Origin of the sequence: Cyanobium sp. ATX-6F1 (assembly GCF_047395825.1) — a bacterium.
Taxonomy (GTDB): domain Bacteria; phylum Cyanobacteriota; class Cyanobacteriia; order PCC-6307; family Cyanobiaceae; genus ATX-6F1.
In genome coordinates this window covers 264,232-281,020 of sequence record NZ_JBCEBF010000003.1, presented here as the reverse complement: position 1 = coordinate 281,020, position 16,789 = coordinate 264,232, and the positions used below count along the sequence as shown (strand labels likewise).

General features: G+C 68.4%; 10 protein-coding genes and 6 pseudogenes. 9 read left to right on the top strand and 7 right to left on the bottom strand.

Annotation, left to right across the window (positions count from 1 at the left end):
* Positions 1 to 33: 33 nt before the first annotated feature.
* The 8 genes and pseudogenes from AAF143_RS12935 (at position 34) to AAF143_RS12900 (ending at position 6,482) form a co-directional block, all read left to right on the top strand.
* Positions 34 to 405 carry a hypothetical protein gene (locus tag AAF143_RS12935; RefSeq protein ID WP_414027143.1) on the top strand — a complete coding sequence of 124 codons (372 nt, stop codon included), beginning with the start codon at positions 34 to 36 and terminating at the stop codon, positions 403 to 405.
* Positions 288 to 1,070 carry a hypothetical protein gene (locus tag AAF143_RS12930; RefSeq protein ID WP_414027142.1) on the top strand — a complete coding sequence of 261 codons (783 nt, stop codon included), beginning with the start codon at positions 288 to 290 and terminating at the stop codon, positions 1,068 to 1,070. The genes AAF143_RS12935 and AAF143_RS12930 overlap by 118 nt, the downstream gene beginning before the upstream one ends.
* Positions 1,070 to 1,996, top strand: coding sequence for a hypothetical protein (locus AAF143_RS12925; RefSeq protein ID WP_414027141.1), 927 nt, complete (start codon positions 1,070 to 1,072; stop codon positions 1,994 to 1,996). Before AAF143_RS12930 ends, AAF143_RS12925 begins: the two co-directional genes overlap by 1 nt.
* A complete protein-coding gene (locus AAF143_RS12920) occupies positions 1,894 to 3,129 on the top strand; it encodes a translocation/assembly module TamB domain-containing protein (protein WP_414027501.1) in 1,236 nt (411 codons plus the stop codon). The genes AAF143_RS12925 and AAF143_RS12920 overlap by 103 nt, the downstream gene beginning before the upstream one ends.
* A 119-nt stretch (positions 3,130 to 3,248) precedes the next feature.
* Positions 3,249 to 4,158 (top strand): annotated as a pseudogene (locus AAF143_RS12915) (ROK family protein).
* Positions 4,159 to 4,246: 88 nt separating this feature from the next.
* Complete coding sequence (locus tag AAF143_RS12910; RefSeq protein WP_255007102.1) at positions 4,247 to 5,488, top strand: glutamate-5-semialdehyde dehydrogenase; 1,242 nt, start codon at positions 4,247 to 4,249, stop codon at positions 5,486 to 5,488.
* Positions 5,485 to 6,123: a dihydroneopterin aldolase gene (locus tag AAF143_RS12905; protein ID WP_414027140.1), complete on the top strand. Its 639-nt coding sequence runs from the start codon at positions 5,485 to 5,487 to the stop codon at positions 6,121 to 6,123. Before AAF143_RS12910 ends, AAF143_RS12905 begins: the two co-directional genes overlap by 4 nt.
* Entirely contained in the window at positions 6,120 to 6,482 is a 363-nt protein-coding gene (locus tag AAF143_RS12900) for a hypothetical protein (RefSeq protein WP_414027139.1), read from the top strand. Before AAF143_RS12905 ends, AAF143_RS12900 begins: the two co-directional genes overlap by 4 nt.
* 33 nt (positions 6,483 to 6,515) lie before the next feature.
* Here AAF143_RS12900 and AAF143_RS12895 read toward each other — a convergent pair whose 3' ends face one another.
* The 5 genes and pseudogenes from AAF143_RS12895 to thrS all read right to left on the bottom strand — a co-directional run.
* A complete protein-coding gene (locus tag AAF143_RS12895; RefSeq protein ID WP_255005929.1) occupies positions 6,516 to 8,681 on the bottom strand; it encodes a M3 family metallopeptidase in 2,166 nt (721 codons plus the stop codon).
* 86 nt (positions 8,682 to 8,767) lie between these two features.
* Positions 8,768 to 10,158: pseudogene (locus AAF143_RS12890) on the bottom strand (NAD(P)H-quinone oxidoreductase subunit 4).
* A gap of 277 nt (positions 10,159 to 10,435) precedes the next feature.
* Positions 10,436 to 11,384, bottom strand: a pseudogene (gene thrB / locus AAF143_RS12885) (homoserine kinase).
* Positions 11,385 to 11,448: 64 nt separating this feature from the next.
* Positions 11,449 to 12,464: pseudogene (gene glk / locus AAF143_RS12880) on the bottom strand (glucokinase).
* Between the two features lie 7 nt (positions 12,465 to 12,471).
* Positions 12,472 to 14,240 (bottom strand): annotated as a pseudogene (gene thrS, locus AAF143_RS12875) (threonine--tRNA ligase); the annotation flags it as partial.
* 139 nt (positions 14,241 to 14,379) lie between these two features.
* Here thrS and AAF143_RS12870 point away from each other — a divergent pair.
* Positions 14,380 to 14,802, top strand: a complete 423-nt coding sequence (locus AAF143_RS12870) for a DUF2752 domain-containing protein (protein WP_414027138.1) — start codon at positions 14,380 to 14,382, stop codon at positions 14,800 to 14,802.
* Between the two features lie 41 nt (positions 14,803 to 14,843).
* Here the strand turns inward: AAF143_RS12870 and AAF143_RS12865 are convergent, their stop codons facing one another.
* A complete protein-coding gene (locus AAF143_RS12865; RefSeq protein ID WP_255005923.1) occupies positions 14,844 to 15,473 on the bottom strand; it encodes a glycoside hydrolase family 104 protein in 630 nt (209 codons plus the stop codon).
* Between the two features lie 302 nt (positions 15,474 to 15,775).
* A pseudogene (trpS, locus tag AAF143_RS12860) lies at positions 15,776 to 16,788 on the bottom strand (tryptophan--tRNA ligase).
* Between the last annotated feature and the right edge of the window lies 1 nt (position 16,789).

Here is a 16,789-nt window from a genome sequence, read left to right as displayed (position 1 = left end):
CTCTGGCGGCGCACGGCCTGGGGCCCAACCCTCTTGGGCACGGGTGCCCCTGTGACGGGTGTGGCCACGGCCAGCGGCCGCTGGGATCAGCCCCGGCTGCGGGCCGAGCTGGTGCATCCGCGCACGCCGCTGCTGGATCGAGTCGCCTTCGACCTGGCCTGGAGCGGCGGCCTGCTCACGCTCAAGGATTTGACCGGTGCTGGCCTGCGTGCCCACGGAACCATGCCCCTGAGCTGGGGGCGACCGCCCGCCCCGCCGGGAGGCACCCCGCCTCAGGGGGGCTGCGTATGGGGGAGGCGGATCTGGCGCTGGATCTGCGCTATGCCCTGGCCCGACTCAGCCCGTTGCTCGGCACCCACCTCATGGGTGAGCTGCAGGCCTTCGGTCACCTGCGCGGCCCCCTGAACCAGTTACGCCCGGATCTGGCCCTGAGGGTGGAATCGCCCGGCGCCGGCCCCCTGCGGGTCTGGCAGACCTGGGCCGGCACACTCAAGGCCCGAACCGGCGGTGGCGGCGACCTGGCCCTGACCCAGGTGGGGTCCGGGGGAGAGGCCAGGATCGCAGCCCTGTTGGATCCCCGCTGGCTGCCCAAGGAGGCGCAGCTGGTTCGTGGTCGCGGACGCCTGCGTTTTCAGGGCAGCCCCCGCCGTTACAACTGGGACTCCAGGGACTTCCCCCTCGACGGGCTCCACCTGGCCCTCGGCGCCAGGGGACGCCTCCAGCCCCTGGGCGGCCTCCTGGCGGGGAAGGGAGTGCTGGAGCTTCAGCCGCTGCTGATCGAGGGCAAGGCCCGGGTGACGTCCCCATCGGTGGCCGGCCTGGCCCTCAAGCAGCTCACGGCCACGGGCCGCTTCCACGATCGCCATTACAACCTCACCGGCCAGGCCCTGCCCCAGGGGGAGGCCAGGTGGCCGTGCGGATCCGAGGTGAGCGGGGCGGCAGCCTCTGGAGCCGTTTCGAGGGCCGCCAGCTGTCGGGCCCCTTCTTTGAGCAACTGGCCTCCGCCTGGCCCCTCTGGCGCGGTCAACCTGAGCCCGACCGGGGCCGCGCCAGCGATCTGGGTGACCTGATGATCGACACCTTCGGCGGCACGGTCGCGGACCAGCTGCTGGCCCTCGACCTGGCCAAGCAACGGCTCGCCACGGTCGAGCAGCGGCTCGGTGGACGGCCGCGGACTGGCAACCTGAAGCCACTCAAGGGCCTGGTGGATGCGGATCTCACCATCGCGGGCCCGTCGATTCAGCGGCTCAACCTTGATCTGGCCGCCAAGGGGCACCTCTGGCTTGATGGGGCTGACCAGGACGTGGCCCTTGGCCTGGAGCCCTTCGTGGCAAGGCTGGAGGGTCCCCTGGCGGAGGGTCCTGGCCGCTTCAGCCTCGAGCATCTGCCCCTCAGCCTGCTGGTGCTCGCCACCCCAGTGCCTGGAGAGCTGCGCGGTGGGCTCAGCCTGAAGGGTCGCTATCGACTGGGGGGCGGTGCCCCCAGCCTGGAGCTCGCGCTCGCTCTGGAGAACGCCCGTTACCGCGATGAGCCCCTCAATCTCACCCGTGGGGAGCTGCGGCTGGCGAGCGGTGGCTTGAGCGGCGATCTCTCGTTCCATGTCGGCGAGGCGCGCAACAGCATTGATCTGAGCGGCCGTGTTCCGCTCGATCCCACGGCCGAGGGGCTGCAGTTGCGCCTGGCCAGCAGGGGGGATGGCCTGACCTTCCTGACCGCCCTGGGGGGAATGGTCTGGTGTGGCGCAAAGGCAGCGGCGATCTGCAGTTGCTCGTGCGGGGCAGCCTGCTCAAACCCGTGGCCAATGGCTTTCTGCGCATCCAGAACGGTGAGCTCAAGTTGGTTGACCAGGAGGTGCGCGACCTGCAGGCCACGGTGCTGTTTGATTTCCAGGCGCTGGACGTTGAGCAGCTTCAGGCGCGGCTGGGGGACCAAGGCAGCCTCACGGCCGCCGGCAGACTCAGCCTGTTCGAGCCTGAAGAGCAGCCGAAACCGCTGACGATCAAGTTGCGCCAGGCGCGCTTCAGCCAGCCTCGGATCACGGCCCTGGCCGATGGCGAAGTGCTGCTGGGGGGCAGCCTGCTGAGGCCCGTGTTCAGCGGCGAGATCCAGCTGAGCAAGGGCACGGTGAACATCCGCCCCGGCCAGTTGGCCACAACTGTTCCTGAGAAGCCTGATCCTGGAGCCATGCGCGCCGGCTCAGCGCTGGAGGGCGCCCCGGCGGTGCGGCCGGTGAGTGTCAGTCAATTGCTCGAGGAGAGCTGGAACTTCCAGCAACCCTTGGTGCTGTTGGGCCCTGAGGTGCCGAGCGCCGGCTCGGAGGCCGTGAGCGCGAACGTTCCCGACCTTCCCTTCCTGCGGCTCGATCGGCTGAGGCTGCGGTTCGGCCCCGACCTGCGTGTGGTGGTGCCCAATGTGCTCAACTTCAACACCGCCGGTCTGCTCACCCTCAACGGGCCGGTGGATGCCTCCCTGCGGGCCACCGGCGTCGTGCGGCTCAAGAGCGGAAGGCTTGGGCTGTTCACCACCAACTTCAGCCTCGATCCCGATGCTCCGAACGTGGCCGTGTTCACGCCGTCACTCGGCCTGATCCCCTACCTCGACGTGGCCCTGCGCACCCGCGTCTCCGACAGCCTCGGTTCCGCGGTCGGTGGTGTCGGCAACTCTTCCATCTACGACTTCAACCAGAACCGCACCGACTCCGCCCTTGACCAGCTCAATCTGGTGAAGGTGGTAGTAAAAGTGAGCGGTCCGGCCGATCGTCTGGGCGAATCGATCGAACTGCGCAGCACGCCGCCGCTCTCGCGTGAACGCCTCGTGGCCCTGATCGGCGGCAACTCCCTGGCGGGCCTCACCGGAGGCAATGCCGGTGCCGCCCTCGCCACGGTGCTGGGTCAATCCCTGCTCTCACCGGTCGTGGGCACCTTGACCGATGCCCTCGGCCAACGGGTGAGTTTTGCCCTCTACCCCACCTATGTTGCTCCTAATGTGGACGGGCCCCTGGCCAGCAACCGCTCCAGGCGGGTGCCCTCCCAGCTGGTGCTGGGCTCCGAGATTGGCCTCGACCTCAGCGAGCGTTTCAACTTCTCGGTGCTGGCCGCCCCGAACCGCAGCGATGTGCCCCCCAGGTGACCCTGCGCTACCAGGCCAGCGACAAGTTCGGTCTGCAGGGATCGCTCGACAGCCAGGGACGCTGGAAGAGCCAGCTGCAGCTCTTCCTGCGCTTCTGAGTGGCTCCCTTGCCGGTTTCCATCCCCCGCCCCCTGCCCCAGCTGATCGGCGTCGATCTCGGAGGAACGGCGATCAAGTTCGGCCGTTTCGATGGCTCAGGTCGGACCGTGGCGGAGTTGGAGCTGCCCACCCCCCAGCCGGCCATGCCCGGGGCCGTGTCCATGGCGATCGCCGCAGGGGTGGAGCAGCTCGATCCCGATCGTCTGGCCCCCTGGGTGGGCATCGGCCTGCCGGGACCCACCGACCGGGGCGGCCGGGTGTCGCGGATCGCGATCAATCTCGAAGGTTGGCGGGAGGTGCCGCTGGCGGCCTGGCTGGAGCCCCGCCTGGGGCGGCGGGTCACCCTGGCCAATGACGCGAACTGCGCCCTGCTGGGGGAGGCCTGGCAGGGTGCCGCCCGCGGTGAGGCCAACGTGTTGCTGCTCACCCTCGGGACGGGCGTGGGCGGTGGCGTGTTGATTGAGGGCAAGCTGTTCACCGGTCCCAACGGGGCGGCGGCCGAGCCTGGACTGATCGGGGTCGATCCCGAAGGTCCCCCTGCCGGAGTGGCAACCGGGGCTCCCTAGAGCAGTTCTGCAGCATCGCTGGGCTGGGCCGCCTCAGCCCCCTGGATCCCGAGGAACTCGATCGCCGCGCCGAAGCCGGTGATCCTGAGGCCCTGGAGGTCTGGCGCCGCTACGGACGCTTTCTGGGCATAGGCCTGAGTTCCCTGCTTTACGTGCTCACCCCGGAGCTGGTGCTGCTGGGGGTGGCCTGAGCGGGGCCAGCCGCCATTTCCTGCCGGCGGTGTGGGCCGAGGTGGAGCAACGGGTGCTGGCGGTCAGCCGGGAGGGTCTGCGCCTTGAGCCCTGTGCCCTTGGCAACGGCGCCGGCCGGCTGGGAGCCGCCTGGCTGGCGCTCGAGCGCTTCGGGCCCGGTGGCTTGGGATGATGCATGCCGCACGACCTGGCTGGCCTTGAGCGTTCCGGATCCCACCCCTGAACTGCTGCAGCGTGCCGCCGCCGTGCGGCGTTCCGCCATGGCGCTGGGGCGCCTTGATGGGCAGCAGCGCCGCACGGCGGTGCTGGCCATGGCGGAAGCCCTGGCGGCCGATGCCGAAGCGATCGTGGCCGCCAACCGCCGCGACCTGGAGGCGGCCGCTGCCGAGGGGCTGGTGCCCGCCCTGGTGGCCCGCCTCAAGCTGGATGGCCCCAAACTTGCGACCGCCATCGAAGGGGTGCGTCAGGTGGCGGAGCTGGCCGATCCGGTGGGGCGCCGCCAGCTGCACACTGAACTCGACACCGGCCTGGAGCTGGAACGGGTCACCGTGCCCCTAGGGGTGGTGGGGGTGATCTTCGAGGCCCGGCCCGATGCGGTGATTCAGATCGCTTCGTTGGCCGTGCGCTCCGGCAACGGCGCCATCCTCAAGGGGGGCCGCGAGGCCAACGCCAGTTGCCGGGCGATCCATGGCGCCCTGCGCAAGGGGCTGGCCGCCAGCGCCGTGGCGCCGGAGGTGCTCGAGCTGCTCACCTCGAGGGAGGAGAGCCTCGGGCTGCTCAAGCTCGATGGCCTGGTCGATCTGATCATCCCCCGGGGCTCCAATGCCCTGGTGCGTTTCATCCAGGACCACACCCGCATCCCGGTGCTGGGCCATGCCGACGGCATCTGTCACCTCTACGTCGATCGGGAGGTGGACGTGGCGTCGGCGGTGCGCATCGCCGTGGACAGCAAGACCCACTACCCGGCGGCCTGCAACGCGATCGAGACCCTGCTGGTGCACCGGCAGGCCGCAGCCATCTTTCTTCCCGTGGCCATCGAGGCCCTCCATGCCGCGGGGGTGGAGCTGCGGGGTGACGACGAAGCCAGGGCCGCCGGTGTGCCCCTGGCGGCGACCGACGCTGACTGGGACAGCGAATACGGTGAACTCATCCTTGCGGTGAAGGTGGTGGACAGCCTGGAAGCGGCCCTGGCCCACATCGCCTGCCACGGCTCCCGCCACACCGACGCCATCTGCACCCGCGACCCCGAGCGGGCCGAGCGTTTTCTGGCCAGCGTCGACAGCGCCGGGGTCTATCACAACTGCTCCACCCGCTTTGCCGATGGCTTTCGTTACGGCTTCGGCGCCGAGGTGGGCATCAGCACCCAGACCCTGCCGCCCCGGGGGCCCGTGGGCCTCGAAGGCCTGGTCACCTACCGCTACCGGCTCAGGGGCCACGGCCAGATTGCCGCTGACTATGGGAGCGGTGGCCGCTCCTACAGCCACCGGCCCCTGCCCCTGTGAACGCCGAGCGCCCGGAGCCGGATGCCATTCACGTTCGTGGTCTGCGGCTGTGGGCCCATGTGGGGGTGCTGGAGGCCGAGCGGCAGCTGGGTCAGTGGTTTGAGCTGGAGTTCAGCCTCTGGGCGGACCTGGCCGCCGCTGGCGGCAGCGACGATCTTTCGCTCAGCTACGACTACGCCCAGGCCATCGCGGCGCTCCAGGCCCTGGCGGCCGCTCTGCGCTGCCTCACCCTGGAGCACTTCGCTGAGCGGGCGTTGGATGAGCTGGAGCGGCTCTACGGCCCGCCAGCCCCTGCGGGTGCAGGTGATCAAGTGCCGCGCTCCGGTGAGTGGTTTCGATGGCAGGGTGGCGGTGGAGCGCTTCCGCCGGGTGGTGCGCTGATGGAGCCTGCTGCGCCCGGATCGGCGGCTCCACCGCTGGTGCTGGTGCACGGCCTCTGGGATTCGCCGCAACTTTTCCGCCAGCTGGTGGAAAGCCTCAATGGTCGAAGGGATCCCCTGTTGATGCCCCACCTGCTCCACCGGCTCGGGGCCACCCCGATCCTGGAGCTGGCCGAGACCCTTGGCCAGGCGATTGAAGCCGCCTTTGGTGCCGAGCAGCCTGTGGACCTGCTGGGGTTCTCGATGGGGGAGTGATTGCCCGCAGCTGGATCCAGCTGCTGGGTGGGGCCTCCCGCACCCGTCGCTTCATCAGCGTGGGCAGCCCCCAGCAGGGCACCCTCACGGCCCAGCTCTGCCCCACCTGGTTGATGGCCGGCATCGCCGATCTGAAGCTGGGCAGCCCGCTGATGCGCCGCCTCGGCGACGATCCCTCGGCCCTCGCCGGCATCGACTGCCGCAGCTACTACTGCGTCACGGATCACATGGTGGTGCCGGGTCGCTCGGCGCGGTTGCCCGTGGGCAAGGCCTATCCCCTGCCGATCTGGAACCACCGCAACCTGGTGCGTGGGGAGTCCGCCGTGATGATCCTGACCAGGGCCCTGCTGGAGCCCTGAGCAGGATCTCCTGGTCAAGCCCCTGAACAGGTGTCAGGCGGTCGCCAGCAGCCCCGAATGGCGGATCAGCGCCTCAGGGTTGGGCTCACGGCCCCTGAAATCGGCGAAGACCTCCGAGGGATGGCGGCTGCCACCGAGGCTGAGCACCGTCTCGCGGAACCGTCGTCCGGTGGCGCGCATCTGGTCGTCGTTCTCCAGGCCCAGCTCCTCGAAAGCGCTGAAGGCATCGGCGCTGAGCACCTCGGCCCACTTGTAGGAGTAGTAGCCGGCGGCATAGCCCCCGGCGAAGATGTGGCCGAAGGAGCAGAGACTGGCGTCTTCCGGGATCAGCGGCAGCACCGTGGAGCTGAGGGCGATCTCGCGACGCAGATCCTCGGGGCTGCGGCCGCTGCCGCTCTGCCACTGGCTGTGCAGCCGCAGGTCGGTGAGGGCAAAGAACACCTGGCGCAGGGTGGCGCAACCACCCATGAAGGTGCGGGCGGCCTTGAGCTTGCGGAAGACGTCTTCCGGCAGGGGCTCACCCGTTTGCCAATGGCGGGCCATGCCCAGCAGGGTGGCGCGGTCGTAGCACCAGTTCTCCATGAACTGGCTGGGCAGCTCGACCGCATCCCATTCCACGTTGTTGATGCCCGCCGCCTGGGGCCGCTCGACGGTGGTGAGCATGTGCTGCAGCCCATGGCCGAACTCGTGGAAGAGGGTCTCCACCTCCTCGAAGGTCATCAGGCTGGGGGTGTCTCCCACCGGCGGGCTCTGGTTGCAGATCAGGTAGGCCACCGGCAGCACCGGCGTGCCATCCGGGGCGAGCGAGCGCCCCAGGCAATCGTCCATCCAGGCGCCGCCCCGCTTGCTGCCGGGCCGGCTGTAGGGATCCAGGTAGAAGGCCGCCAGGGGCGTGTTCGTGGCCGCATCGCTGACCCGGAAGTAGCGCACATCGCCATGCCAGATCGGGGCCTCGCCATCGGCGGCCTCGATCTGGAGGCCGAACAGCCTGCCGCAGAGGGAAAACAGCCCATCGAGCACCCGGGGCAGCGGGAACCAGGGCCGCAGCGCTTCGCTGTCGAGATCGAAGCTGCGCTGACGCAGCCTCTCGGCCCAGTGGCTCACATCCCAGGGCTTGAGATCGCTGGCCTCCGGCGCACCTTCGGCGGCCGCCAGGTCTGCGAGGGCCTTGAGCTCAACCGTGGCCACCGGCAGGGCCGCGACCCGCAGCTGTTCCAGTAGCGCCTCCACGGACGCCTCCGAGTCGGCCATCTTCGAGGCCAGGCTTACTTCGGCCCAGTTGGCGTAACCCAGGCGCTGGGCCTGGAGTTGACGCAGCTCCAGAATTCGCTCGAGCACGGGGCTGTTGTCGTGCTCGCCGCTGGCGGCCCGGCTCACATGGGCCTTGTAGGCCTGCTCGCGCAGGTCGCGCCGGCGGCTGTATTTGAGAAAAGGACCGAAGCGTGGGAAGTCCAGCCCGAGGCGCCAGGGGCCGGCCTCGGCCGTGGCCTCGCTGCCGTCTCCAGCGGTGCCACCGGCCTCGCGGGCGGCCTGGGCCAGCAGCTCCAGAAGGCTGGCGGGCAGGCCCTCCACCTCCTCAGGGGTGCGCAGGGTGAGCGACCAGCCGTTGGTGGCATCCAGCAGCTGATTGCCGAAGCGGGTGGAGAGTTCCGCCAGCTCCTGGTTGGCCGCATTGAACGCCTCCTGCTCTTCGCCCTTGAGCCCCACGCCGCGCAGGCGCATGTCCCGCAGTTCCGCCTCCAGGATGCGACGCCGGGTGCCATCGAGGGGTTCTTCGCTGTCTTGAAGTTTGAGCAGCGCCAGGGCCAGGTAGATGGCCCGGCTCTGGCCCAGACGGTTGCCGAAGCGCACCACAGCCGGCTGCTGGCGCTGGTGCGCGTCCCGCAGTTCGCTGGAGTTGCAGACCCCATTGAGGTGGCTGACGACCCCCCAGCTCCAGCGCAGCCGTTCACCGATGCGATGGAGTGGATCGAACACGTCGTGCCAATCCAGGGGCTCCTGGCCCTCCATCCGGGTGTCGAGGCTCTCCTCCAGGGCGGTGAGATCGGCTTCAAGAGCCTCCAGCAGCAGGGGAATGCCCTCATTCACCTGGGTGGCGGTGATGGCACTGAAGTCGGGAAGTCCGTGGCTTTTCAGCAACGGGGCAGTGGTCGCCCCAGAGGCGGCGCCGGGAATGGGGACTTCGGAACGGGATGTCATCGCTGCAAGCATCGGGCTGGTCGGGTGCCGGGGAAGCAACGACCGGATTCACTCCATTTCAGCGGAGCTTCAACGCCCGATGCGGTTCAGCCCAGGGTGGAGATCCGGCCGAGGGCGATCTGGGCGTGGTTGGCCAGCTCCCAGGAGAGGGCCGTGGTGGTGGCCTCGTAGATGTCGATCGCCACCCGGGGCCAGAAGCCGATCACCAGGGTGGGCACCAGCAGGCTCAGGCCGATCACCAGTTCCCGGGGCCTCATGTCACCGACCACCGCCAGGGCAGGAATCCTGGGGCCGAAGAACACCCGCCGGCACATCGAGAGCAGATAGATCGGGGTGAGCACCAGGCCGATCGCCGCCAACAGAACGGTGATCACACGGAATCCGGTGGTGAAATCGGCGTTGCTGGTGATGCCCAGGAACACCGTGATTTCACTGATGAACCCACTCATGCCCGGCAGCGCCAGGGAGGCCAGGGAACTGGTCAGGAAGAAGGCGAAGGTGATCGGCAGCACCTTGGCCAGGCCGCCCATGTTGGGAATCGAGAGGGTCTTGGTGCGCTCGTAGAAGACCCCGGTCACGAAGAACATCGCGGCGGCGATCAGTCCGTGGCTGATCATCTGCAGCATCGCTCCACTCATCCCGAGGCTGTCCACCGCTCCGATCCCGAGCAGCACGAAGCCCATGTGGCTCACCGAACTGCAGGCGATCCTTCGTTTGACGTTGTCCTGGGCGAAGGCGTTGAGGGCCCCGTAGACGATGTTGACGATCCCCAGCACGATCAGGGCCGGCGCCAGTTGCAGGTGGGCGTCGGGCAGCATCTGCACGTTGAAGCGCAGCAGGGCATAGCCGCCCATCTTCAGCAGCACCCCGGCCAGCAACATCGACACCGGCGCATTGGCCTCACCGTGGGCATCGGGCAGCCAGGTGTGCAGGGGAAGATCGGCAGTTTCACACCGAAGCCCACCAGGAATCCCAGATAACAGAGAAGGCCGAAACTGCCGGCGTAGGAGCGCTGGCTGAGCTCCTGCATGTTGAGGGTGTAGCTGTCTCCGCCCAGGGCGAGGGCCAGGCCGCTGATCAGGATCAGCAGTGATGCCGTGGCCGTGTAGAGGATGAATTTGGTGGCGGCGTACTGGCGCGCCTGGCCGCCCCAGATGGCGATCAGCAGGTACACCGGCACCAACTCCAGTTCCCAGGCCAGGAAAAAGAGCAGAAAGTCCTGGGAGAGGAACACCAGCGACTGCGCTGAGGCCTGGAGCAAGAGCAGACCGAAGTAGAGCTGGGTCTTGCGGTTGATGTTCCAACTGGCGGCCACGGCCAGCAGGGTGACCAGACCACTGAGGACCACCAGAGGAGTGGAAAGTCCATCGGCCGCCAGGGACCATTCCAGGCCCAGCAGGGGCACCCAGGGCACCCGTTCCACCAGTTGCAGGCCGCTGAGAGCGCCGTCGAACTGCTGGCTGAAGACCCACAGCATCAGCAGCAGATCGGCCAGCAGCACCCCCAGGGCAAGGGTGCGGGGGCCGCGGGGGTCGGTGCCATCGCCCGGCAGGAAGGGCATCAGCAGGGCACCCGCCGCCGGCAGCAGGGCAATCAGGCTGAGCCAGGGAAACGCTTCTCCAGAGAGGCTGGACGCGGCCGACAGGGGCAGATTGGCGTCCATTCAGGGCTGCGGAAGGGTTGGTTTTAGCCGGGTGGGCCGGCAACTGGGCACTGAATGTATCAGTTAGGTAGTTGTACTCAGATACACCTGCTCAGGGGCGATCGGGGAGGTTGTGCCAGCGGCTTCCCTCCTGCTGCAACGCCAGCACCGAGCCCCGCGACGCCACGCCTTCGCTCTCCCAGGTCCGCACCATGGCCCGGCTGACACTCTCGGCGCTGCTGCGGGGGCCAGGGCCAGAAGACTGGGGCCGGCGCCGCTGATCACACAGCCCCAGGCCCCGGCCTTGATCGCCGCCTCGCGCACCTGGCGGCCCCCTGGATCAATCCCCAGCGGTAGGGCTCGTGCAGCTTGTCGTGCATGCCGTCGGCGATCAGGTCGCCGTTGCCCGTGCGCAGGCCCTGGAGAAGCAGCGTGAGCGACCCCAGATTGGTGACCGCATCGGCGACTGTGATCAGCTTGGGCATCACCCGCCGGGCCTCGCTGGTGGAGAGCCGGATCGTGGGGATGGCCACCACCGCGATCACCTGCTCCGACCACTCGCAGCGCACCACCCGCCAGCGGTGCGAAGCGGCCTTGGCGGTCATGCACAGGCCCCCGAGCAGGGAGGGCACCACGTTGTCCGGGTGGCCCTCGATGTCGATCGCCAGCTCCAGCAGCTTTTCCTTGCTCAAGGGTTCCCCCACCAGGGCATTGGCGCCCATCAGGCCGGCCACGATCGCCGTGGCGCTGCTGCCCAGGCCCCGGGCCGGTGGCACCCCCAGGCGCACCCGTGCTTCGATCGCCACGGGCTTTTCACCCGCCTCCTTCCAGACCCGCTGGGCTGAGCGGTAGACGAGGTTGTCAGGGCCGCCGCGGAGGTGGGATCCTTCGCTGCCTTCGATGATCAGGTCGAAGTGTTCACCATCTCCTTCGATGCAGCGCAGCTCGAAGTGGTTGTTGAGATCAAGGGCGGCGCCGAGACAATCGAATCCGGGCCCGAGGTTCGCGGTGGTGGCCGGTACATCCACCACAACCCCCTGGCCGATCTGGGGCCGGGTCATGACCTGTGTTCTGTTCGGCACAGTGTCCCACCCGCCGGGCCCAACCCATGGGTGCGCCAGCGGCTCACCCCAGCAGTGCTCGCGCCCGGCAGGCGGCGCTGAACAGCCCTGCCTCCGAATCGATCAGGGCCTTGACGGGGATCGCCTCCAACACCGTGCCCAGACGGCCCTTGGCCTGAAAGGGCGCAAAGAAGGCCGCTGAACGCAGCTGGCTCAGCAATTTGCCGGCGGTGCCGCCCCCAGCCAGAGGCCGCCTCGGCAGAGGCTCTGCAGGGCCAGATCACCGGCCACTGCTCCGTAGGCCCCCAACCAGAGCTCCAAGGCGGCGCCGGCGAGGGGATCACCATGGCCGGCGGCGGCCGCCACCGCCGCCGGCAGATCGGCGGGTTGGAGGTCGGGATCGGTGGGAGCCAGGGGATGGCGGCCCTGGAGCTGCCCTGTGGCCACAAACCAGCGGAACACATGGCCGAGGCCGGTGCCACTGACGATGCGCTCAATCGAGAGCCTCTCAAGGCCGAGATCGGCCTGCAGCCACTGCTTCAGATCCCATTCCTGGGGTGTGCGGGCGGCGAAGTCGGCGTGGCCCGCCTCGCTGGCCAGGGCAATCAGTCCGCCGGGGCCCTGGGCTCCGATCGCCACCCCCAGACCGGTTCCCGCGCCGAGGATGGCCACCGGCGCCCCCAACACCGCCTGACCCACCCTCAGGTCGGCCTGCTGGTGGGTCTCCAGATGGGGCAGCCCGTAGATGAGCACGGCGAAATCGTTCACCAGTTCCAGCCGCTCGAGGCCCGTGCTGCTGGCCAGGGCCGTTTCCTCCAGGTCCCAGGGCAGGTTGGTCAGCTTCACCCTCCCGGCCTGCACGGGGCCGGCGATGGCCAGACAGGCCACCCGGGGTCGGCCCAGGTCAGGGTGCCGCTGTTCCGCTTCGCCCAGGAAGTGGTTCAGCAGAGCGGCGAAGTCGTCCCAGTCGGCGGAGGAGTAGCGCTGGGCATGGGATTGCACGAGCCCGCCCGGACCGCTGCTGTAGAGGGCCAGCAGTGTCTTGGTGCCGCCGATGTCGCCGGCCAGCAAGGTGCCCATGGAACGCTCAGGCGCTGGCCAGCTGGAGACCAGCGGCCCGCTGGCCGTTGGCGTGGATCGCGGCGCTCAGCAGATCGGCCACCGCCACGCTGCCCAGATCCCCTTGCCGGCGGCTGCGCAGGTTCAACGTCCCGGCTTCGGCCTCGGTCGTTCCGATCACAGCGAGCAGGGGGATCTTCTGCTGCTCGCCATTGCGAATCAGCTTGCCCAGGCGTTCGCCGCTGCGATCGAGGCTGGCACGCACGCCTGCCGCTTTCAGCTGGCTCAGGAGGGATTCGGCGTAGCCGAGCACCTCATCGGTGACCGGCAACAACCTCACCTGCTCGGGCGCCAGCCAGAAGGGGAAATCACCGGCGTAGTTCTCCACCAGGATCCCGAAGAAGCGTTCCAGGGAGCCGAAGATCGCCCGGTGAATCATGATCGGCCGCGCCCGGTGGCCGTCGGCGGCCACGTACTCCAGTTCGAAGCGCTCGGGCAGGTTGAAATCCAGCTGGATCGTGGAGCATTGCCACATCCGGCCGATCGCATCCTCGATCTTGATGTCGATCTTGGGCCCGTAAAAGGCGCCACCACCTGCATCGATCTTGTAGCTCCAGCCCTTGCGCTTCAAGGCATCGATCAGGCCCTGGGTGGCCAGCTCCCACACGGCGTCCTCGCCGATCGATTGTTCCGGGCGGGTGGAGAGGTTCACCTCATAGGAGTGGAAATCGAAGGTGGAGAGGATCGTCTCGGTGAGGTTGAGCACCCCGAGGATCTCGTCGCTGATCTGTTCCGGCAGGCAGAAAATGTGGGCGTCGTCCTGGGTGAAGCCACGCACGCGCATCAGCCCGTGCATCACCCCCGGGCGCTCGTAGCGGTACACGGTGCCCAGCTCGGCCCAACGGATCGGCAACTCCCGGTAGGAACGAAGGGTGCTGGCGTAGGTGAGCACGTGGAAGGGGCAGTTCATCGGCCTGAGCTGGAACTGGCGCTCGTCCACCTCCATCGCGCCGAACATGCTCTCTTTGTAGAAGTCCAGGTGGCCGGAGGTCTTCCAGAGGCTGAGGTCGGCCACGTGGGGGTGTAGAGCAGCTCGTAGCCCGCCTCGAAGTGGGCCTCACGCCAGAACTCCTCGATCAGCAGGCGCATGCGGGCGCCACGGGGATGCCAGAACACCAGCCCGGCACCGGCCTCGTCCTCGATCGAGAACAGGTTCAGGTCGGTGCCAAGGCGGCGGTGGTCGCGGCGCAGAGCTTCTTCCTTGCGGCGTTTGTGTTCGGCCAGCTGCTCGGGCGTTTCCCAGGCGGTGCCGTAGATGCGCTGGAGCTGGGCCTTGGTCTCGTCGCCGCGCCAGTAGGCCCCGGCGACGCTTTCGAGATCGAAGGCCTTGGGATTCAGTTCACCGGTGTGGGCCACGTGGGGGCCGGCGCAGAGGTCCCACCACTCCTTGCCCAGGGTGTAGAGGGTGATCGGTTCCTGAAGCCCGGCCAGGATCTCCAGCTTGTAGGGCTCGTTCAAGGCGCTGATGCGGCGCTCGGCTTCCTCCCGGCTCACCTCGATCCGCTCCAGGGGCAGGCGGCGGCCGATGATCTTGCCCATCTCCTTCTTGATCGCCTTGAGGTCGGCCTCGGTGAAGGGTTCAGGGTTGTCGAAGTCGTAGTAGAAGCCCGTTTCGGTCCAGGGTCCGATGGTGACCTGGGCCTTGGGATGAAGGGTCTGCACCGCCATGGCCAGCACGTGGCTCATCGAGTGGCGGATGCGCAGCAACTGGTCGCTCTCGCTGGTCTTGGGCAGGGCGATGGCCTGCGGGTCGATGCTGGCTGGCAGGTGGGCGCTGCCTTGCTGGTCCGACACCGTCCCTGCGAGCACTGTTGACACCATCGATCCCCAGGAGGAGCCATTCTATGAGCCCGTTCTTTCCCCTCTGAAGCCTCCCGTGGGACCAGCCGCTGCTCCCCAGCGCCGCCGGAGCGCTCCTGTGACCCGACAGCTCGGCTGGAGCAGCCTGGCGCTGATGGTGGCGTTGGCCCTGCGCAGCCACGGACTGCCCTTGCCCCTGCCGGGCTGCCCCCTGCGGGCGCTCACGGGCGTCCCCTGCCCCACCTGCTTCTTGACCCGTTCAGCCCTGGCCACCCTGCACGGGGACCTGGGGGAGGCGCTGGAGCTGCATCTCTTCGGCCCGCCCCTGGTGGCGACTGGGCTGTGGTTGGCCCTGGTGCAGGGGCTGCTCGGCCGGCCGCTGCCAGCTTGGCGCTGGGGCCGGCTGGCTCTGGCCGTGGCCGTGGCGTTGTTGATCTACTGGCTGCTGCGTCTGCTGGGGGCCCATGGGCTTGGCGATTTCTCGTTCCCGGCCGGCTGAGGACGCTGCCCTGGGGTGCCCCCAGCAAGCCCGTCCCGGTCTCAGCTGGTGGCGCGGATCTGCTCCAGGTTGCTGGCATAGAAACGCGCCAGCTCGTCCCCGCGGCGCACGGGTTGGCCGTAGACGCTGGCGCCCGAACGGTCGGGAAACGAGGCCCAGGTGGGGGCCAGCCGGGCCATCAGCTCCGGGGTGAGCTGGCCGCGGTCGATGGCCTCCAGGGCGCCGCTGCGCTTCACCAGGTAGAGGGCCGCCTGGTCCTGGTTGGCAGGACCAAACCCCTTGAGCTTCAACGATCCCGCTGCGGCCTGCCAGGTGTCAGGCATGAACTGGTAAGCGCCGGCTGCGGCGCTGGCGTAGCGGCGCACCACCACCCGATCGGGGTGTGCGTTGAGGCTGGTGACCAGCTCACCGCCGTAGATCATCCGATAGCCATCGGCGCTGCCATTGCGCCAGGTGCCCTCCGCGAAGCGGATCGTGTTGAGCAGAGCCTTGCGCTCCGCTGTCACGGCGAAGGGCGCCAGCCAGCGCTGCTGGGTCGGCCGCTCTGCGGCGTCGGTCGCCACGGATGGTGCCGACGGCTTGGCCTGGCTCTGGCGTTCGGAGTGGGCGGCCGGCACCAGGGGTACCAGCACCAGGGCGCAGGAGCAGAGCAGCTGGGGCAACAGACGCATGGGCAGCCAGACAGAGGAAGAGTTGCCAAGACGTTGGCCTCTGGGCGAGCCCGGGTGCGAGACCCTTCGAGCCGAACTGGACAAATGCGACGCACTGTGCCGTTGTCAAGCCCTTCAGGATCAGACACGGCCAAGACCGTTGGGACGGCAGGGGCTCGGCGCCGCTGGCGGCCGCCACGCAACAGCAGCGCTCCAGGCTGTCTGCTCAGGCTGAACCATTAGCGGCGCTGATCATTGCCCCGGTTCGGGATCAGGGCTCCAAGGGCGGTAGATCGCGCAAAAAGCCGTTGGGTGGCTCTCGCTCAGGCGACGGGCAGGAAGCCCAGGGCGGCGCGCACGCGCTCCAGGGTGGCCCCAGCCACGGCGCTGGCCCGCTCGCGGCCCTGGCGCAGCACCTGATCGATGTAGCCCTCCTCAGCCTCCAGCTCGCGGTAGCGCTCCTGCAACGGCCTGAGTGCCTCCACCGCCAGCTCCGCCAGCAGGGGCTTGAAGGTTCCCCACCCCATGGCGGCACAGTCCGCCGCCGCCTGCCCACGGCTGCGGCCGCCCAGCAGGGCATAGAGCCCCAGCAGGTTGTCGGCCTCAGGGCGCTCAGGGTCGTCGAAGACCAGGCCGATGGTCGGATCGGTCTTGGCGCGCTTGATCTTCTTGAGAATCAACTCCGGAGGATCCAGCAGGTTGATGCGGGAGCCCTCGTTGGGGTCGCTCTTGCTCATCTTGCTGCGCCCGTCGGTGAGGCTCATCACCCGGGCGCCGGCCTTGAGAATCAGCGGCTCGGGGACTTTGAGCAAGGGCGCGTCCTCAGGGGCGAAACGGCTGTTGATGCGCTGTTGGGCGATGTCGCGGGCCAGTTCCAGGTGCTGCTTCTGGTCCTCCCCCACCGGCACCAGGTCGGCGTCATAGAGAAGGATGTCGGCGGCCATCAGCACCGGGTAATCCAGCAGGCCCACCGAGACGTTGTCGCCCTGCTTGATCGCCTTCTCCTTGAACTGAATCATCCGCTCCACCCAGTTGAGCGGCGTGACGCAGTTGAGCAGCCAGCAGAGTTCGCTGTGGGCGCTCACATGGCTCTGGGCGAAGACGGTGGATCGCCCTGGATCGATGCCACAGGCCAAATAGAGGGCCGCCGTGCGGCGGGTGTCCGCCGCCAGCAGCGCCGGGTCGTGGGGCACGGTGATCGCGTGCAGATCGACGACACAGAAAAAGTGTCGTGGTCATCCTGCAGCTCCACCCAGTTGCGGATCGCCCCCAGCCAGTTGCCGAGATGGAGCGCACCGGTGGGTTGGACACCGGAGAGAACCCTGGGCCGTGCCATC